Origin of the sequence: Glycomyces albidus (genome assembly GCF_009451885.1) — a bacterium.
Lineage (GTDB): Bacteria > Actinomycetota > Actinomycetes > Mycobacteriales > Micromonosporaceae > Glycomyces > Glycomyces albidus.
In genome coordinates, this window is the sequence record NZ_WIAO01000009.1 from 1 (window position 1) to 17953 (window position 17953).

The following is a 17953-nucleotide window of genomic DNA, read 5'->3' on the forward strand; positions in this document are numbered from 1 at the left end:
TTAGCGTGGGACATGAAGGCCTCCAGGTCGTGAAGCAGTGCATTCAGCAGCTCCACTTCACAACCGGAGGCCTTCACCTGTCAGACGAATCCGCTACAACCACGGAACAACGTCCCTGAACATCACAGCTAGACGGCGCGACTGGATGATCCAACGGCGGGGCCCGGACATGGGGATGCTCCGGGCCCCGCCTCCGTGCCCGCCGCGCGGTCCGGAAGCCGTCGGCAACGGCTTCGCGCCGCGTGGGCGGGGCGACATCCTGAAGGTGGCGGCGGTCGGCGACACTCGCTAACATCGAAACGAAACGTTTTTGTTTCGATGGAAGGAGTGGTCGGTGGAAGTACGGTCCCGCCTCCCCGCCGAGCGGGAGGCCGCGATCTTCGCCGCAGTGATCCGCCTGGTGAGCGAGCACGGCTACGAGAAGCTCAACCTGCAGCAGGTCGCCTCCCAGGCGCATTCGAGCACCGCCACCCTCTACCGCCGCTGGGGCGGGAAGCCCCGCCTGGTCGTCGAGGCCCTCCGCCACCACCGGCCGCCGCCGTTGAGCGACATCGACACCGGCAGCCTGCGCGGCGACTTCATCGAAGGCGCCCGCCGGATGAGCGCCGTCGCCGAAGAGGACGAGGCGCTCATGACCGGGATGGGCCACGCCGCCAGAACCGATCGCGACCTGGCCGAGGCGATGGCCGAGGTGCTCGGCCACCCGATGGCCGAGGCCGCGCACCGGCTCATCGACCGCGCGATCGCCCGCGGCGAGATCCCCGCGCCCGCACCCGCCCGAGAGTTCGTCCCCGAGCTGCTCATGGCCGCCACCCTGGCCCGCCGCATGGTCACCGGCCTTCCCGCCGGTGAGGACTACCTCGTGCGCTTCGTCGACACCGTCATCCTTCCCGCCCTTGGAGCGCCGATCCGTGACCGCTGAATCCGTCGTCGACGAACCCCGTGAACGCACCGGGTTCACGCTCCCGCCGCACTTCGGGTGGATCTACGCGGCCCTGATGGTCACGATGCTGCTGTCCGCGCTGGATCAGACCATCGTCTCCACCGCACTGCCGACGATCGTCGGCGAACTCGAGGGCCTCAGCCACATGGCGTGGGTGACCACCGCGTACATTCTCGCGGCCACCATCGGCATGCCGATCTACGGCAAGCTCGGCGACCTCATCGGACGCCGAAAGCTGTTCCTGACCGCGCTGGCGATCTTCGTGCTTGGTTCGGCCCTGACCGGCTTCGCGCAGGACATGCCGCAGCTCATCGTCTTCCGCGCCCTCCAGGGCCTGGGCGGCGGCGGACTCATGATCGTCTCGCAGGCGATCATCGCCGACCTCGTGCCGGTGCGCCAGCGCGCGAAGTTCATGGGGCCCATGGGCGCCGTGTTCGGCCTCGCCGCCGTCGCCGGGCCGCTGCTCGGCGGCTGGATCACCGACCACACCACCTGGCGGTGGGCGTTCTGGATCAACCTGCCGCTCGGGGTCGCGGCGTTCGCGGTCAGCTACTACGCGATCAAACTCCCCCACCGGAAGGCGACGGTCAGGTTCGACTACCTCGGGGCCGCGCTCATGGCCGTGGCCGTGACCGCGCTGATCCTGGTGTGCACCTGGGGAGGCAGCGAGTACGACTGGACCTCGCCGACGATCCTGTGGCTCATCGCCCTCACCGCGGCGGCCTCGGTCCTGTTCGCAGTGGTGGAGCACCGATCGAAGGAGCCGCTCATCCCGCTGCGGGTGCTGCGCAACCCGGTCTTCAGCATCGCGACGCTCATCGGGATGATCGCGATCGGCCTGGGCATGTTCGCCGTCATCAGCTACATGCCGACCTACCTCCAGATGGTCTACGGCTATTCGGCGACCGAGTCGGGCCTGCTGCTCATCCCGATGGTCGCAGGAATGATGCTCACCGCGATCGCCTCAGGGCACCTGGTGGGCAGGATCGGCCGGTACAAGGGCTTCGTCATCGCCGGGATGGCGGTCATCCCGGCCGGCGTGTGGTTGTTGTCGACGCTCACGGTGTCCACGCCGGTGGCGCTGGTGTGCCTCTACCTCGCGGCGCTCGGCGCGGGCATGGGCCTGGTCATGCAGAACCTGGTGCTGGCCGTGCAGAACGCCTTCCCTCGCAACGAGGTCGGCACCGTCACCTCCTCGAACAACTTCTTCCGCGAGATCGGGGCGACCGTGGGCGTGGCGATCGTCGGCGCGGTCTTCGCCGGCCGCCTCACCGACGCGCTCGAGGGCGCCGCCGGGGCCGGCGCCCTCGGCGGCGCCGGCCCCGAGTCGATCACCCCCGCAATCGTGCGATCGCTCCCCGAAGCGGCGCGCGACCAGGTCATCGACGCCTACGCCGACTCGCTCCTGCCGGTCTTCGCCGCGCTGGTCCCCGTCATCGCGATCGGCCTGGTCCTGGCGGTGTTCCTGCCCCACCGACGGCTCCAGGACGAGGAACCCGTCCCAGCGCGGAGGTGACGCTCGCCGGCGCCTGCCGCGCGCGAGCGGCGCTGGGCGGGCACGGCAATGCACGCTGAGGCGCCCAGGTCCGACTGCAGGAGACCTGGGCGCCTCTCCGGAGGGGGAGTGCGGTCATTCGGTTCGGCGCGTGAGCTCCTCGGCGGTGACCGATCCGTCGTCGCCGGTTTCCCCGGTGACGGTCACCTGATCTCCTTCGGCCAGGTCGGCCAAATCGAGGGATTCTCGGCGCCCTGCGCGGCCCCGCCGGAGCCGGCCGTGCTCCGGCCGAGGGTGCCGTTGACGGCGATGACGGTGCCGGCGGCCGGCAGCAGCGCGAGGCCGCTGTTGACCAATAAGGATGGTGATGGCGTTCGCATGAGAGGATGCTGTCGGCCGCAGCTCGACACGGCTCCCCATCCAGCTCATAGTCGCCTCAGAGTCGATCGCCGCTGGGCAGGAGCACCCGGAACGTCGCGCCCCCGCCGGGCGTCGGCGACAATTGGACGCAGCCGCCGTGGCCGGAGACGATCGCGGCCACGATCGACAGCCCCAGCCCGGACCCGCCCTCGTCCGGACCCGCCCTGCGGGCGCGGCCCGGATCGATCCGGTACAGCCGCTCGAAGACGGCCTCGGCGTGCTCGGGCGGGATGCCCGGCCCGGTGTCGGCGACTTCGACCACCGCGACCGGGACCGGCGGCGGCTCCCCGATCTGCGCCAGAGGCCGCGGCCCGAGCCGGTAGCTCCAACCCAGCCGCACCGCGATCGTCGCCTCGGGCGGCGTGTGCCGCAGCGCGTTCACCACGAGGTTCGTGACGACCTGGCGCAGCCGCGGCTCGTCGCCGATCACCGCGACCGCGTCGAGGAACTCGTCGTCGCCGCCGCTGAGCGGCTCCAAGGAGACGAACCGGCCGGGTTCGCGCACATGGGCGTCGCCGACCACGTCGGCGCACACCCCGAGCAGGTCGACCGGTCGCTGCTGCATCGGCCGTTTGCGGTCGATGGCCGCCAGCAGCATGAGGTCGTCCAGCAGCAGCCCCATCCGCCGCGATTCGGCCTCGATGCGGCCGATGGTCTCGTCGAGCACCGGCCCGGGCGGCGCACCGCCGCGCCGGTAGAGCTGCGCGAACCCCTGGATCGACGTGAGCGGGCTGCGCAGCTCGTGCGAGGCGTCGGCCAGGAACTGCCGCAGTTTCGCCTCCGAGGCCGCCCGGTCGTCCAACGCCGCCTGGATCCGCGCGAGCATCGTGTTCAGGGCCGCACCCAGGCGCCCGGTCTCGGTATGCGGATCGGTGTCGCCGACACGCTCGTCGAGCCGCCCGGCGGCGATCGCCGCAGCCGTGGACTCCATGCGGTCCAGCGGCCGCAATCCGATCCGGACGACCCAGAACGCGCACAACGCGAGCAGCGCGAGCATGGCGAGCACCACCCCGCCGCCGATGAGGAGCAGGTTCTCCGTGGCCGCCTCGACGGTCTCGGCCGACAACGCGAGCACCGCATAGCCGTCCTCGCTGGCCTGGACGAGGACGCGCCAGGAGTTGCCGTCGACGTCCTCGGCGGTGTACGGGCTGTCGGAACCGGCGCGCTCGGCGAGGTCGCCCAGACCCGTCAGCGCCGGGAATTCGGCCTTCTCCTCGCCTTGCCCGAAGGTGCCCGTCAGCGTCCCGGTGTCGTCGTACAGGTAGATGCGCGGGCTGTCGGGCATGTCGTTCGGCACGCGCCCCTCGGGCGGTACGGCGCCGGACGGCAGGTCGGCCGGGGGCACCACGTTCGCCGATATCTCAGCGGCGGCGCGGAGCTGGCCGTCGATGCGGTCGGTGAGCACGTCCTCGAGCAGGGCCGTGGCGATGAGGATCGCCGCCGACAGCGCGAGCGCGCACAGTCCCACGATGGCGGCGGCCATGCGGGACCGGACGGTCCAGTACCGCCACCGCCGCAGGCGCGGCGCCACTACTGCGGCCTCGGAAGCCGCAGCGCGTATCCGAACCCCCGCACGGTCTGGATCAACGGCGGGTCGAACACGTCGACCTTCTTGCGGAGCGTGTGGATGTAGGACTCGACGATGCGTCCGCTCCCGCCGAAGTCGTAGTTCCAGACCCGGTCGAGGATCTGGTTCTTGCTGACGACGGTGCCCGCGTTGACCATCAAGTACTGGAGGAGCCGGTACTCGGTGGGCGACAACTCGATGGTCGTCCCCGCCCGCCGCACCTCGTGGGCGGCCTCGTCGAGTTCGAGATCGCCGTACTCCAGGACCGGCCGCTCGGGTGCGGCGGGCGTCTTGGCGCGCCGCAGGATCGCCTGCACGCGCAGCACGACTTCTTCGAGGTCGAACGGCTTGGTCACGTAGTCGTCGCCGCCGACGGCGAGCCCGGTGATCCGGTCGTGCACCGCATGGCGAGCCGACAGGAACAGGACGGGGACTTCGCGACCCTCGGCCCGCAGACGCTTGGCGACTTCGAAGCCGTCCACATCCGGCAGCATCACGTCGAGGATCACCAGGTCGGGGCCGAACTGCTCTGCGGCGCGCAGGCACTCGGCAGCGTCCTTGGCGACCTCGACTTCGAAGCCGGTCAGGCGCAGCGTGGCCGATATGAGCGCGCCGATGTTCTCCTCGTCGTCCACGACCAGGATGCGGTCCTTGCGCTGGGGCGAATCGTTCACCGGGGCTCCTCCTTCAGGACCCCTCAGGGGTACCGGGCGGATCCGAGCGGGTGCTTCGAGGAACATCAGGAATCCTTGAGAACAGGCTGGGCGCGCGCGGGCCGGACGGTTCCGGGCGCAGCGGCGGTGAGCGTCAGGTCGCCGCGCTCGACCTGTGCCGTCGAGGGCTAGGCGAGGGCGGGGTCGCTGTCGGCGAGGTAGTAGACCGCGGCCCCGGATCCGGCGAGACGGCCGCGGCCGAGCCGAGCAGGAGGGACCTGGCGCGTCCGCCGCGCATGGGAGAGAATCGCATGCCGCGCAGTCTCGAGCCCGCCGCTCGGTGCGGCGTCAGACACGCCTCAAAGCCGACTCAGAACCGGCTGTGAGCAGAACTTGAGCGCATTTCGAGCCGTTTCGGAACTCAACGGTGCATCGTTCCCCGACATGCGCACGATGACCTCTCGAACTGTCCTGCTCTCCGCCGCGCTGGCGGCAGCCGCCTTGACCCTGGCCGCCTGCGGCGGCGAGGACACCGCGGACGAGACCTCCGATGAGAGCACGGCGTCGGGTGGTGGCGACATGCTGAGTGCTTACGTCTCCTGCATCGAGGAGCAGGGGATCGACCTGCCCGACGACTTCGCCGAGGGGTTCGGCGGCGGCGGCGAGATGCCCGGCTTCGACCCCGAGAACGCGCCCTCGGACATGCCGACCGACATGCCGACGGACATGCCCAGCGACATGCCTTCCGGCGGGTTCGGCGGCGGCGGTTTCGAGGCCCCTGAGGGCGTCAGCGACGAGGACTGGCAAGCGGCCCAGGACGCCTGCGCCGGCGAGCTTCCCTCCGGCGGCGGGGGCGCGAGCGCCGACGACCTTGCCGCCTACCGCGACTGCCTGGCCGAACGGGGGGTCGAGCTCGGCGACGACCCTGCCGCCCTTGACGAGAGCGATCCCACCGTGGCTGCGGCCATGGAGGAGTGCGCGGCCCTGGCCCCCGACGCCGCGACCGACACCGAGTCCTGACTCCGCCGCTGGGCGGGCCCGCAGGCAGTCGCGGGCCCGCCGGCTCGAGGCGGGTCGGGCTCCGGTCATCGGTACTGGCTTGCCTGGCTTTCGTACAGCGCCGCGTAGGCGCCACCGGACGCCATGAGGTCCGCGTGCGTCCCGCGCTCGACGATCGCGCCGTCCTTGAGCACGATGATCAGATCCGCCATGCGCACTGTCGAGAACCGGTGCGACACCAGTAGCGTGATCTGCTGGCCCGCATCAGCGGCGCGGGATGCGTACAGCTCATGCACCTCATGCTCGGCCTGCGGGTCGAGTGCCGCCGTCGGCTCGTCGAGCACCTGCAGATTCGCGCTGGTTCGCATATGGGCCCGCGCGAGGGCGAGGCGCTGCCACTGCCCGCCGGAGAGTTCGTGCCCGCCCATCGAGCGGTCCAGCAGTGTCTCGGTTCCTTCGGGTAGCCGGTCCACGAATGCGTGTACGCCAGTCTCCTCGATCGCCAGCCGGATCCGCTCGGCGTCGTCCACATGGTCGAGGTTCCCGACGCCGACCGCTTCGGCCACGGTCGTCTTGAGGCGGAAGGAATCCTGGAACGCACCTGTGGTCCGCCGCCGCCACGACGCCGCATCGAACGTTTCGAGCGGGCGGCCGTCGAGCAGCACCTCGCCTTCCGTCGGCGGGTACATGCCGGTGAGCAGCTTGACGAGCGTGGTCTTTCCCGCGCCGTTGAGGCCCACGAGCGCGATCGTCTGCCCGGCTTGCAGCGTCAGATCGATGGCGCGCAGGACCGGCTCGGGCGCGCCGGGGTAGGTGAACCCGGCCCCTCGCAGCTCGATTCGGTGGACTGGCCCGGTCACCTGGACGGTTCCGGCCGCGGCGGCCTGGTCCTTTCCGTACTCGCGCAGCCACACGAAATGCTCCGCGGCCGTCGCACCGCGCGCGACCTGCTTGATCGACTCGACGGTTCGCCGTACCTCCCCGCGCAGCCGCGTCGCCAGCGTCACGGCCAGCACGAAGCTGCCCAGCGTCGCCGCACCGGATCCGACCATGCCCGCCGCCAGCGCCAGCGTCGCCGCGAACCCGAGCATGTAGACGGCCCAGCCGACCAGCTCCCATCCGATCGCCACCGCGAGGCCGCGGTCGCGCGTGCGCAGATGCCGCGCGCGAGCCTCGTCGGCCCACGAGTCGATGACGTCCGCCGCGCCCATGACCCGGATCTGCTGGGCGCTTTCGGGTTCGACGGCGAGTCGGTGCAGGCTTTCGTCGCGCCGCTCCTCGGCCGCCGCCCGTTTCTGCGCTTCGGCGCGGTGGCGCTGGGCGACCATGCTCGTCCAGATCGGGGGGAACGCGAGGAGGACGAGCAGGCCGAGGGCGATGTGGACGCTGGACAGCAGGATCACGCTGAGGACCACGCTCACGGTCGCCGAGACCGCCCGCACGAGTCCGATCCCGGAGTGGGCGAGCTCGTACGTGCTCTTGCCGAGCAGGGTGATTCGGTCGTGGAACTCGGGGCGTTCGAGGTGTTCGAGGGTGGGCACGTTCGCACTGATCGCGATGACCTCTTCGTTGAGGGTGCGATCGACGTGCTCGGCGAGCGTCTGCGAGAGGTTGGTGACGATGCGGTTGCCGGCGGCGTTGACGGCGTAGGCGAGTCCGCCGAGGACGGCGACGATGACGAGGGCGGCGAGGGCCCCGGTGTCGGTGTTGTCGACGATCCACCGCTGCGACAGGGCGATGCAGACGGCGGCGAAGGCTTCGAGGACCACGAGCGCACCGACCACGATGGTGATGCGGGGTGCGGCACGCCAGGCGAGCGCGATGGTGTGGCGGGCGAGTTGCAGGATCGCGTTCATGCCGTCGCCTTTCGCGGGTCGGGGTCGGTTTCGGCGGCGGGTTCGAGGTCGGCGAACTGGGAGGCTTGGAGGGAGAACAAGCGCGCGTATTCACCGCCGCCGGCCATCAGTTCGTCGTGGCCGCCTTGCTCGATGATCCCGTGGGGGCCGAGCATGACGATGCGGTCGGCGTGCCGGATGGTGCCGAGCCGATGCGAGATGAGGATGATCGCCGCGTCGTCGATCGCGGTGGTGACGCGGTCGAAGAAAGCGGCTTCGGCGTACGCGTCGAGATGTGCGGTGGGCTCGTCGAAGATCAGGAGGTCGCGGCCGTGCCGGGCGGCGAAGAGTGCCCGCGCGATGGCGATGCCCTGCCACTGTCCGCCGGACAGGTCGGTGCCGTCGTCGAACTCGCGTCCGAGCAGGGTGTCGATGCCGTCGGGCAGGTCCGCGAGCCAGCGGTCGATGCCGGCGGTGTGCGCGGCGGCGAGGAGGCCGTCGCGGTCGGCGGCGTGCTCGACCGCGCCGATGGCGATGTTGTCCGCGATCGAGGCGGGGAAGCGTCCGAAGTCCTGGAAGGTGACTGAGACGCGTTGGTGCCAGGCCGCCGCGGGCAGGTCCGCGAGGTCGCGGCCGTCCACGGTGATGCGCCCGGCATCGGGCGCATAGAGCCCCGCGAGCAGTCGGATGAGCGTGGTCTTGCCGACGCCGTTGCGGCCTACGAGTCCGACCACCTCGCCCGCCTTGATGTCCAGGTCGAGTCCGGAGACGACGGGCTGGTGCTTGCCGGGGTAGGTGAAGCCGACGCCGTCGCAGCGGATTGCCGTTTCGAAGCGGACCGGCTCGTCCGTTCCGGTCTCGCTTCCTGAGCCGGCGGCGCGGAGGCGTTCGAGGGCCCGCAGGGCGAGGGTGCCGTGCTCGATGTCGAAGGCCTCGTGGCCCATGAAGAGGATCCCGAAGATGCCCCAGCCGGCGAAAAAGCAGGTGACGAGCCCGGAGGCGTCGATCGTCCCGGCGCGCATGGCGAGCGCGGGAACGAGGAGCGTGAGGCATGCGACGGCTGCGGTCATGAGGATGACCGGCCACTGCTGCACCATGACCCGGTGGCGGCTCGGCCACAGCGGAGTCACGTATTCGAGGTAGGCGGCGGTGCGGCGGGCCACGAGCCACTGCCCGAGGCCGAACATGCGCAGGTCCTTTGCGGCCTCGGGGCTGCGGCCGAGACTGGTCCAGTATTGGGTGCGGCGGTGGAAACGCTCGCGCTCGTCGCCCTCGGCGACCAGCGCCATCCACTGGCGGCGCAGGAGCGCTCGGTTGCCCAGGCAGATCAGCAGGAGCGGCACCGCGAGCAGCGGTGAGAGGACGACCGAGAGCAGGACCGTGGCGAACCCGGCGGCGGCGAAACGGAACAGCAGGAGCAGCTGTCCGGTGGATCCTGATCCGGCCGTGCGGACCCACTTCTGTTCGAGGTCGCAGGCGCGCACGAGGTCGTCCACGAGGTCGGGGTCATCGAGTCCGGGCACCGGAAGGCGCCGCAGTGACAGGTCCCGGATCTCGCGGCGCAGTGCCCGGTCGATGCGGGAGCCGGCCTTGGTGCGGGCCAGGCCGGAGACCGCGTGGAAGGCCTCCTCGAGGAGGAACATCGCCGAGACCGCCGCGAGCGGCAGCGCCAGTGCGCCCCAATCGGTCCCATCGTTCATGGTCTCGATGCTCGACACGAACCAGCCGAGGACGATCGCGAGCATGCTCGGTATGACGGCGACCAGGAGCAGGCACGCGGCGAGCGCGGCCGCTGCTCCCGGCGCGAGCCGCAGGAGGCCGAGCAGCCGCCACCGTTCAGCGATGAACGCCGGCCATCGGGTGAACACGTTGCCTTGGGAGGGATCGGGAGGAATGCTTCGAGGCATGGGCATCCGTTCGCAGACACGGCACCTGCCGCAGCGATTCGTGTCCACGGTTCGATGCGACGGCAGAACCGCGTCTTGTCGGGGGCTGGTGACAGCCGTCAATGATAGCGATTTCTGATTCGTGCGCAAGCGAAAACGCCACTGAGCCCGTTGATGCCGCCGACCGGACAGTCGCGGCACGCCGAACTGCGCTGATCCTTCCCTGACTCGCCGCTCGCGATCAGGTTGCGCGGTCTGCTCGACCAGTTGCCGGCTGCGCCGAGAGGCAGTGAACTCCAAACGGTGCCGCGGCTCCGATGAGGAGCGGGTCCGCATAGACCATGCACTTCACCGAGCCGCCCGCCGCACCACCGTTGAAGCTGCGCCTGCACGGGACCGATGAGGTCTGCCGCAAGATCGGTTGTCCACGGCCGGTACGCCAGGAAGCCGGGGACGGTCCGGTCAATCTCTTCCAGTGCTGCAACGGCACGGGCCTGCTCACCGCACGCGGCCGCGGCGACGGCAAGGCTCTTGTGGAAGTGCGCCCTCTAAGTGGCCGCTCGTGATCCGGGCCGGATCGACACGGTCGGCGCGGTCGAGGATCAGTCTCCATTCGCCGGCGTTCATGGCGGCGGAACCTTCAGTGCCGCAAGGTGGCTGGTTCACCGGTGAGCGCTTCGATGACGGTTGCAACGCCGTCGTCCGTGTTCGCCGCGCACTGGTCGGTCGCGGCGGCAGCGGCTGCCGGGTGCGCGTTCGCAACCGCGTATGAGCGGCCCGCCCACGCGAGCATGGATACATCCGCAGGCGAGTCGCCGAATGCGACGACGTGGCCGGCTTCGACACCGCGGCTGAGGCACCATGCGGCGAGCCCGGTGGCTTTGTCGACACCGGCAGGCCCGAACTCGATCTGGTCCTGGCTGCCGGCTTGATGGAGGAGAAGACCGTCAAGGTCGAGTGTGCTCGCTGCCTGAACGAGGTCCTCGGCGCGGCCGCCTTCCACGTGCGCCAGCAGTTTCAGCGGTGACGCCGCAGCGGCGAGGGAATCCTCGAGGGAGTCGCAGCGGCGGCGCCGGTCCAGAACTGAGTCGCGTTTCGTGTACCCGGGTTCGGCAACGATGTCGTACCCGGTCTCAACCGCGAAGGTGACGCGGGGTATAGCCGCTCGCAGTCGCTCGGCGGTGCTGGCGGCGCGCGCCGGCGCAAGCGTGTGGTTCACAGTGACGCGCCGGGTGCGCGGGTCGTAGACGGTCGTGCCACCGGCGCAGATGACGTCGTCGAACGCGTCGGCGGCCCACGTCCAGACTTCGAACGCCCGGTGGGGTCGAGCGGTCACTGCGACGACGGCGATCCCGGCGGCACGAGCAGCCGCGAGCGCCGCTGCGGCCCGCTCAGTGAACGTCCCGGCGGGCCCGAGCAGCGTGCGGTCGAGGTCGGTGGCGATGACACGGACGGCATCCATGCACGGAGCCTAACCGCCTGGAGCCGCTGTCGCCCGGTGCGCGCCAATGCATTCAGGCCATCGATGGCTTACGAATGGCGCTGCAGGTGCTCCAGCACGGGCGGCCGCGGCGCCGGTGGGTGCTGAAGTACCCCTTCGATCTCGCCCAGATGGTATTTCCTCTTCATGCCCGGTCGCGGGACCGTGCCCGCAGGGCCGGAACCCGGCCCCGCAAGGATCGAGATCGGACCCGTCCGGCAATCCGGAATCTTCCAGGTCCGATCCGCCGAATTGAATTTGGCCATGGAGTGAGCAGGAGTCTTGCCTATTCCATTGTCCCTCGAGCGGCTCGGATCCCAGGTATTTGAAGTGGACTCCGAAACACGGAAATTCGTACAGACAGACGAAAGCAGGTCAGAGCTTGAAGCTCTGACCTGCTTAAATGTCGGGCTGACAGGACTTGAACCTGCGACCCCTTGACCCCCAGTCAAGTGCGCTACCAAGCTGCGCCACAGCCCGTTCCTGCCGCGTTGCCGCGGCGGTGACAACTTTAGCTCATGGGCACGGGGGTGGGTGAGGCGAGGTCCCCCGTGTGAGGCGGGCTATTTGCGTTTGTCTTTTTTGCGGGACTCGCGTGGTTTGACTATGAGCTCGATGGGGGTGCCGGGGAAGCCGAAGTCCTCGCGGAGCTTGCGCTGGATGAACTTGAGGTACTGCTTGTCGAACGGCGCGTTGGTGAAGAGGATGAAGCGCGGGGGCTCCGAGGCGGCCTGGGTGGCGTAGATGACCTTCGGAGCCTTACCCGAGCGGGTCGGGTGGGGCGTGGCCGCCTGGAGGGTGCTGATCCACTGGTTCAGCTCGCCGGTGGTGATGCGCTGGCCCCAGCCTTCGAGGGCGACGCGGAGGGATCGGGCGATCTTCTCCACGGCGCGGCCCGTCAGGGCGGAGACGTTGACGCGCGGCGCCCACGAGACCTGTGCGAGCTCGCGGTCGATCTCCTTCTCGAGGAAGTAGCGCCGGTCCTCGTCGACCAGGTCCCACTTGTTGAAGGCGAGCACCAGGGCCCGACCGGACTCCACCACCTGCGTCAGGACGCGCTGGTCCTGCTCGCTGATGGGTTCGCTGGCGTCCAGGAGGACGAGGGCGACCTCGGCGGCCTCGACGGCGGCCTCGGTGCGCAGGGCGGCGTAGTACTCGGTGCCCGACGCGAACTTGACGCGTTTGCGCAGGCCCGCGGTGTCGACCAGGATCCAGTCCTCGCCGTCGATCTCCACCAGGGAGTCGACCGGGTCGACCGTGGTGCCGGCGACGTTGTCGACGACGGCCCGCGGTTCGCCGGCGATGCGGTTGAGGAGGCTCGACTTGCCCACGTTCGGGCGGCCGACGAGGGCGACGCGGCGAGGGCCTCGCTCCTTGAGCTTCCCGGTCGGCTCCTCGGGGAACGCCCAGATGATCTTGTCGAGCAGGTCGCCGGAGTTGCGGCCGTGCAGCGCCGAGATCGGGAACGGCTCGCCGAGCCCGAGGCTCCAGAGGTCGTGGACCTCGGCCTCCTGTCGCTCGGAGTCGGCCTTGTTGGCGACGAGGATCACGGGCTTGCGGGTCGAGCGCAGGATGCGGACCGCGGCCTCGTCGGCGTCGGTGGGGCCCACGCGGGAGTCGACCACGAAGACGATCACGTCGGCGGTGCGCATCGCGAGCTCGGCCTGGAAGGCGATGGCCTTGGCCATGCCCTCCGCGTCCGGGTCCCAGCCGCCGGTGTCGACCAGGCTGAACTGCTTCCCGGCCCACTCCGCGTCGTAGGCGATGCGGTCGCGGGTCACGCCGGGCTCGTCCTGGACGACCGCGGCGCGGCGGCCCAGGATGCGGTTGACCAGGGTCGACTTGCCCACGTTAGGGCGGCCGACCACGGCGACCGTGGGGACCGCGCCGCGCTCGCCGGCGTCGTCGCCGTCGAAGGCGGCCTCTTCGAAGTCTTCGGCCCAGGTCGGTTCGTCAGTCATCGATGTCCCTGTTGTTCAGCAAGGCCAGGATCTTGGCCACTACCTCCACGATCGGCAGCGCCGTGGAGTCGATCACCACGGCCCCCTCGGGGGCCTCCAGGGGCTTGGTGGTCTTCGAGTCGGCGGTGTCGCGCCGCTCGAGGTCCTGCTTGGTCGCCTGGGCGTCCGCGCCGAGTTCGGCGGCGCGGCGGTTGGCGCGCTCGACGGGGTCCGCGGTGAGGTAGACCTTGACGTCGGCGCCGGGGGCCACCACCTCGACGATGTCGCGGCCCTCGACCACGATGCCCCGCTTCGCCTCGGCGATGATGCGGCGCTGCTCGTCGATGAGGAACTTGCGGACCGTCTTGTTCCCGGCCACGGCCGAGACGGCCTTCGTGACGTCCTCGCCGCGGATCGCCTGGTCGGCGTCCTCGCCGTCGACGCGGGTGAACGGGTCGGCGGGGTCGGTGCCGAACTCGAGCTTGGCGTTCTTGACCGTCTTGGTGACCTGCGCGGTCTGCGTGGGGTCGACGCCGGCCTTGAGGACGGCGAGGGTCGCCGCGCGGTACATGGCGCCGGTGTCGAGGTACGCGGCGTCGATCGCGGTCGCGAGGGTCTTGGACACCGTCGACTTCCCGGCCCCGGACGGGCCGTCGATCGCGACGACCGGTCCGTTCTTCTGCTCAGGCACTGTCGGCTCCGTTCTTCAAATGCAAACCCAGCAAACCTACATCATCCCGGGTCAAGCTCGATATCCACGGCGAACGCTCGCGGATCCGCCGTTGTCTACCTGTCGACGACGCGGGCCCCCAGCGGCCACAGCGCGAGCGGGATCATCTTCCAGTTCGCCACCGCCAGCGGGATGCCGATGACGGTGATGGCCTGGAGGAAACCGGTCACCAGGTGCGCGAGGGCCAGCTCCCACCCGAACAGGATGAGCCACAGGAGGTTCGCGATCAGCGTCAGGCAGCCGGCCTGCGGGTCGTGGACCACGGTCCGCCCGAACGGCCACAGGACGTACCCGGCCAGGCGCATGTTCGCGATGCCGAACGGGATCGTCACGATGAAGATGCAGAACACCAGGCCCGCAACGAAGTAGCCGATCGCGAGCCAGAGCCCGGCGAGCACGAACCAGAGGATGTTCAGAATCGTCTTCATGCCGAAACCCTAACCGGCGCATGCCCGTCCTGTCGGTACAGCAGGCTAGAGTCCGACCTCGCGGAACAGCTCCCCGACCTCGTTCGGGGTGAGCCGCCGCAGCGTCCCCGGCTTGAGGTTGCGCAGCTGGATCGGGCCGATCTCGGTGCGCACGAGCCGCGAGACGTGATGGCCGACCTCGTCCATGAGGCGCCTCACAATGTGCTTGCGGCCCTCGTGGACGGTGATCTCGATCAACGACTGCCCGGCGTGCTCGTCGATGATCTTGAGCTTGTCGGCCTTGGCGAGCCCGTCCTCGAGCTCGACGCCCTTGAGCAGCCGGTTCCAGGTGGGCCTGTCCATGATCCCGTTGACCTGCGCCCGGTAGACCTTCGGCAGGCCGTGCGAGGGGTGCATGATCCGGTTCGCGAGCTCGCCGTCGTTGGTGAGCAGCAGCAGCCCCTCGGAGTCGGTGTCGAGCCGGCCCACGTGGAACACGCGCTGGTCGATGCCCTTGGCGAACTCGGCGAGCGAGGGGCGGCCCTCGTCGTCGTCCATGGTCGAGACGATCCCGCGCGGCTTGTTGATCGCGTAGTAGACCTTGTCCACGTCGGTCACGACGCGCTTGCCGGAGACGTGGATGGTGTCCTTGGCCGGGTCCACGCGCTGGCCGAGGCGGGCGGGTTCGCCGTTGACCTTGACCTTGCCGCGGGAGATCAGCTCCTCGGCGGCGCGGCGGGAGGCGATCCCGGCCTGGGACAGGACCTTTTGCAGGCGAATGCCTTCAGCGTCAGCGTTGTTCATCTTCCTCGATATCCGTCACGTCGTCGGGCAGGAACGGGGCCAGCGGCGGCAGCTGCGCGACCGAGTCCAGACCGATCTTCTCCAAGAACAGGGTGGTGGTGCGGTAGAGCGTCGCCGTCGAGTCCGGGTCGGTCCCGCACTCCTCGACCAGGCCGCGCGCCAGCAGCGTGCGGATGACGCCGTCGCAGTTGACCCCCCGGATGGCCGAGATGCGGCCGCGGGTGACCGGCTGCCGGTAGGCGACCACGGCAAGCGTCTCCAGCGCCGCCTTGGTGAGGCGGGCGGAGGCGCCGTCGGTCACGAACCGCTCCACGTAGCGGGCGTAATCGGCCCGGGTGTAGAAGCGCCAGCCGCCGGCTTGGCGACGCAGATCGAATCCGCGTCCGTCACCAGTGTATTCGGCGCTGAGCCGACCCAGCGTCGCGCTCACCTGTGAGCGCGGTCGCTCCAGGACCGAGGAGAGGAACTCCTCGGACAGCGGCTCCTCGGCGATCATGAGGATCGCCTCGAGGACGGCGCCGAGATCGACGTCGTCGGGGACGGGGCTCGTGGCCGTGGCCTGGGGTTCCTCGTCGTCCTGGTCCGGCTCGGGTTCCGGCGGGGCCGGGGCGGCGGCCAGCGCGGCCGCGTACTCGTCGTCCTCGCCGGGCGGTTCGTCGGCGGGCGTGTCGGGGCGCATCGGCGCGGCCTCCTGGCGCGCGCCGGGCATCTTCCACGTCGCCAGTCCCTGTTCGAGGGACTCCCCCGTGTGCTCGGTCATTCGCTCGATTCCTCCCCCGTCAGTGCTGTTTCCGAGCGTGCGCCGTCCGCGTCGGCGGGCGGAGTCTCCGGCTCGGCGGGCGCGCCGGCGTACTCGTCGACTTCGATCTCGGTGGTGCCCGTCCCGCCGAGCCAGCGCACGGTGAGTTCGCCGAGGGCCTGCATCTGCTCGAACCCGACGAGGGCCTCGCGGTAGAGCTCCAGGAGCGCGAGGAACCGGGCGACGACTTCGAGGTGGGTCTCGCAGTCGGAGGTCAGGGCCCGGAAGGTCGCGGTCTGGACGCGCTGGAGGCGGCGGGAGATGATGACGGCGTGCTCGCGCACGGAGACGCGCTGGACGTGGATGTGCCCGGTGCCGACCGTGGGCGGCGGCTTGGGTTTCATGGCCTTGCCGGCCAGGGCGGCGAGGTCGTCGGGGGTGAGGTCGAGGACGAGTTCGGGGAGGAGCCCCTTGTAGCGCTCTTCGAGGCCGACGTTGCGGGGGACGCGGGTGGAGGCCGACTCGGCGAGGTGGGAGAGCGCGCCGGCGGCCTCCTTGTACGCCTTGTACTGGAGGAGGCGGGCGAAGAGGAGGTCGCGGGCTTCGAGGAGCGCGAGGTCCTCTTCGTCGTCGACGACGGTGCCGGGCAGGAGCCGGGCGGTCTTGAGGTCGAGGAGGGTGGCGGCGACGAGGAGGAACTCGGAGGTCTCCTCGAGGTTCCACGCCTCGTCGAGGCCGGTGACGTAGGCGATGAACTCGGAGGCGACTTCGTGGAGGGCGATCTCCGTGACGTCGAGCTTGTGCTTGCCGATGAGCTGGAGCAGCAGGTCGAAGGGCCCCTCGAAGTTGTCGAGCCGGACGTGGAAGCCGGTCTCGGCCTCGTCCGGTTCGCCCTCCCGCTGGGCCGGGAGCTGGGGGGGCTGCTGGTCGCTCACGCACGCAAGCTTAGACGGGCCCCGCAGGGGCCACGAGGTGAACTCTGGGTTTCTTGGGGCGGTTGCGGTTCGTCGGTGCGTTGGTGTCGCTATTCTCCGGTGCCGCTACTTGCCGGTGCCGTCATTTGTCGTGCCGTCGATCGTCGGTAGCGCTTATCGCCGGTGTCGCTACTTGTCGGTCCCGCTATTTGTCGGTGGCGGCGATGAGTTCCCTGGCGAGCTGGCGGTAGGCGCGGGCGCCGGAGGAGGCGGGGGCCCAGGTGGTGATGGGCTCGCCGGCGACGGTGGTCTCGGGGAAGCGCACGGTGCGGGTGATGACCGTGGAGAACACCTTGTCGCCGAAGGCTTCGACGACGCGCTGGAGGACCTGGCGCGAGTGGGTGGTGCGCGAGTCGTACATGGTCGCGAGGATGCCGTCGAGCTCGAGGTCGTAGTTGAGGCGCTCGCGGACCTTGTCGACGGTGTCGAGGAGGAGGGCGACGCCGCGCAGCGAGAAGAACTCGCACTCGAGCGGGACGAGGACCGAGTGGGCCGCGGTGAGCGCGTTGATCGTCAAGAGCCCCAGGGACGGCTGGCAGTCGATGAGGACGTAGTCGAAGTCGGGGATGACCGGGCGCAGGACGCGGGAGAGGGTCTGCTCCCGCGCGACCTCGTTGACGAGCTGGATCTCGGCGGCGGAGAGGTCGATGTTGGCCGGGAGCAGGCGCAGGCCGGCGACGTTGGTCTTGACCATGACGTCGTCGATGTCGACGTCCTCCTGCATGAGCAGGTTGTAGACGGTCAGGTCGAGGGTGTGGGGGTTGGTGCCGAACCCGACCGAGAGCGCGCCCTGGGGGTCGAAGTCGACCAGGAGCACCTTGCGGCCGTACTCGGCAAGGGCCGCACCGAGGTTGATGGTCGTGGTGGTCTTGCCGACCCCGCCCTTCTGGTTGGCCATGGCGATGACGCGGGCCGGTCCGTGGCGTTCGAGCGGCTGCGGCTGGGGGATGTCGCGCTTGTTCGTGTACGTCTCGGGGTCGGGCGAGGACAGGTCCCCGTCGCTGTCAGTGGGAGGCATCTGCGCGGCTCCGCGCAGAGCGGCCCACTTGTCACTGCTGTCCACACTGCTCATTTCCGCCTC

The 17953-nt window shown here is 69.8% G+C and carries 17 protein-coding genes and 1 tRNA gene; 4 read left to right on the forward strand and 14 right to left on the reverse strand.

Annotation, left to right across the window (positions count from 1 at the left end; translation table 11 throughout):
* Positions 1-334: 334 nt before the first annotated feature.
* Both GFD30_RS09455 and GFD30_RS09460 read left to right on the forward strand, forming a co-directional pair.
* The gene (locus GFD30_RS09455) at positions 335-922 is read left to right on the forward strand and encodes a TetR/AcrR family transcriptional regulator (protein ID WP_322633105.1); all 588 of its coding nucleotides are present in this window, start codon (positions 335-337) and stop codon (positions 920-922) included.
* Positions 912-2459, forward strand: coding sequence for an MDR family MFS transporter (locus GFD30_RS09460; protein WP_322633106.1), 1548 nt, complete (start codon positions 912-914; stop codon positions 2457-2459). The genes GFD30_RS09455 and GFD30_RS09460 overlap by 11 nt, the downstream gene beginning before the upstream one ends.
* Positions 2460-2641: 182 nt before the next feature.
* Here the strand turns inward: GFD30_RS09460 and GFD30_RS09465 are convergent, their stop codons facing one another.
* The 3 genes from GFD30_RS09465 to GFD30_RS09475 are packed head-to-tail and all read right to left on the reverse strand — an operon-like array spanning position 2642 to position 5099.
* On the reverse strand, positions 2642-2818 hold the full coding sequence (locus tag GFD30_RS09465) for a hypothetical protein (RefSeq protein ID WP_194201906.1): 177 nt from the start codon (positions 2816-2818) through the stop codon (positions 2642-2644).
* 56 nt (positions 2819-2874) lie between these two features.
* A complete protein-coding gene (locus GFD30_RS27865; protein ID WP_153025066.1) occupies positions 2875-4341 on the reverse strand; it encodes a sensor histidine kinase in 1467 nt (488 codons plus the stop codon).
* A gap of 47 nt (positions 4342-4388) precedes the next feature.
* The gene (locus GFD30_RS09475; protein WP_322633108.1) at positions 4389-5099 is read right to left on the reverse strand and encodes a response regulator transcription factor; all 711 of its coding nucleotides are present in this window, start codon (positions 5097-5099) and stop codon (positions 4389-4391) included.
* 432 nt (positions 5100-5531) lie between these two features.
* On the opposite strand from GFD30_RS09475, the gene GFD30_RS09480 reads away from it, so the two are divergent.
* Entirely contained in the window at positions 5532-6098 is a 567-nt protein-coding gene (locus GFD30_RS09480; RefSeq protein ID WP_153024952.1) for a hypothetical protein, read from the forward strand.
* Positions 6099-6163: 65 nt separating this feature from the next.
* Here GFD30_RS09480 and GFD30_RS09485 read toward each other — a convergent pair whose 3' ends face one another.
* Complete coding sequence (locus tag GFD30_RS09485; RefSeq protein ID WP_153024953.1) at positions 6164-7933, reverse strand: ABC transporter ATP-binding protein; 1770 nt, start codon at positions 7931-7933, stop codon at positions 6164-6166.
* A complete protein-coding gene (locus GFD30_RS27870; RefSeq protein ID WP_194201907.1) occupies positions 7930-9780 on the reverse strand; it encodes an ABC transporter ATP-binding protein in 1851 nt (616 codons plus the stop codon). The genes GFD30_RS09485 and GFD30_RS27870 overlap by 4 nt, the downstream gene beginning before the upstream one ends.
* Positions 9781-10139: 359 nt before the next feature.
* Between GFD30_RS27870 and GFD30_RS09495 the strand changes: the two genes are divergently transcribed.
* Positions 10140-10364: a hypothetical protein gene (locus GFD30_RS09495; protein ID WP_153024955.1), complete on the forward strand. Its 225-nt coding sequence runs from the start codon at positions 10140-10142 to the stop codon at positions 10362-10364.
* Between the two features lie 74 nt (positions 10365-10438).
* On the opposite strand, the gene GFD30_RS09500 is transcribed toward GFD30_RS09495, so the two are convergent.
* From GFD30_RS09500 to GFD30_RS09540, 9 genes are all read right to left on the reverse strand, one after another.
* Positions 10439-11260: an HAD-IIB family hydrolase gene (locus GFD30_RS09500; protein ID WP_153024956.1), complete on the reverse strand. Its 822-nt coding sequence runs from the start codon at positions 11258-11260 to the stop codon at positions 10439-10441.
* A gap of 424 nt (positions 11261-11684) precedes the next feature.
* A tRNA-Pro gene (locus tag GFD30_RS09505) sits at positions 11685-11758 on the reverse strand.
* A gap of 83 nt (positions 11759-11841) precedes the next feature.
* Complete coding sequence (der, locus tag GFD30_RS09510; protein ID WP_153024957.1) at positions 11842-13239, reverse strand: ribosome biogenesis GTPase Der; 1398 nt, start codon at positions 13237-13239, stop codon at positions 11842-11844.
* Positions 13232-13909 (reverse strand): (d)CMP kinase, encoded by a 678-nt coding sequence (cmk, locus tag GFD30_RS09515; protein ID WP_322633109.1) that lies wholly within the window; start codon positions 13907-13909, stop codon positions 13232-13234. Before cmk ends, der begins: the two co-directional genes overlap by 8 nt.
* 95 nt (positions 13910-14004) lie before the next feature.
* On the reverse strand, positions 14005-14376 hold the full coding sequence (locus GFD30_RS09520) for a YccF domain-containing protein (RefSeq protein ID WP_153024958.1): 372 nt from the start codon (positions 14374-14376) through the stop codon (positions 14005-14007).
* Positions 14377-14421: 45 nt separating this feature from the next.
* Positions 14422-15159 (reverse strand): pseudouridine synthase, encoded by a 738-nt coding sequence (locus GFD30_RS09525; protein ID WP_153024959.1) that lies wholly within the window; start codon positions 15157-15159, stop codon positions 14422-14424.
* Positions 15146-15919, reverse strand: a complete 774-nt coding sequence (gene scpB, locus GFD30_RS09530; RefSeq protein WP_153024960.1) for an SMC-Scp complex subunit ScpB — start codon at positions 15917-15919, stop codon at positions 15146-15148. The genes GFD30_RS09525 and scpB overlap by 14 nt, the downstream gene beginning before the upstream one ends.
* A complete protein-coding gene (locus tag GFD30_RS09535) occupies positions 15916-16833 on the reverse strand; it encodes a segregation and condensation protein A (protein ID WP_322633110.1) in 918 nt (305 codons plus the stop codon). Before GFD30_RS09535 ends, scpB begins: the two co-directional genes overlap by 4 nt.
* A gap of 184 nt (positions 16834-17017) precedes the next feature.
* On the reverse strand, positions 17018-17890 hold the full coding sequence (locus GFD30_RS09540) for a ParA family protein (protein ID WP_153024962.1): 873 nt from the start codon (positions 17888-17890) through the stop codon (positions 17018-17020).
* Positions 17891-17953: the final 63 nt, after the last annotated feature.

What these genes read in the sequence shown, in the direction of transcription:
- GFD30_RS09465 (WP_194201906.1), bottom strand. Translation starts at nt 2,818, where the DNA reads ATGCGAACGCCATCACCATCCTTATTGGTCAACAGCGGCCTCGCGCTG.
- GFD30_RS27865 (WP_153025066.1), bottom strand. Translation starts at nt 4,341, where the DNA reads ATGGCCGCCGCCATCGTGGGACTGTGCGCGCTCGCGCTGTCGGCGGCG.
- GFD30_RS09480 (WP_153024952.1), top strand. Translation starts at nt 5,532, where the DNA reads ATGACCTCTCGAACTGTCCTGCTCTCCGCCGCGCTGGCGGCAGCCGCC.
- GFD30_RS09485 (WP_153024953.1), bottom strand. Translation starts at nt 7,933, where the DNA reads ATGAACGCGATCCTGCAACTCGCCCGCCACACCATCGCGCTCGCCTGG.
- GFD30_RS09495 (WP_153024955.1), top strand. Translation starts at nt 10,140, where the DNA reads ATGCACTTCACCGAGCCGCCCGCCGCACCACCGTTGAAGCTGCGCCTG.
- GFD30_RS09500 (WP_153024956.1), bottom strand. Translation starts at nt 11,260, where the DNA reads ATGGATGCCGTCCGTGTCATCGCCACCGACCTCGACCGCACGCTGCTC.
- der (WP_153024957.1), bottom strand. Translation starts at nt 13,239, where the DNA reads ATGACTGACGAACCGACCTGGGCCGAAGACTTCGAAGAGGCCGCCTTC.
- GFD30_RS09520 (WP_153024958.1), bottom strand. Translation starts at nt 14,376, where the DNA reads ATGAAGACGATTCTGAACATCCTCTGGTTCGTGCTCGCCGGGCTCTGG.
- GFD30_RS09525 (WP_153024959.1), bottom strand. Translation starts at nt 15,159, where the DNA reads ATGAACAACGCTGACGCTGAAGGCATTCGCCTGCAAAAGGTCCTGTCC.
- scpB (WP_153024960.1), bottom strand. Translation starts at nt 15,919, where the DNA reads ATGACCGAGCACACGGGGGAGTCCCTCGAACAGGGACTGGCGACGTGG.
- GFD30_RS09540 (WP_153024962.1), bottom strand. Translation starts at nt 17,890, where the DNA reads ATGCCTCCCACTGACAGCGACGGGGACCTGTCCTCGCCCGACCCCGAG.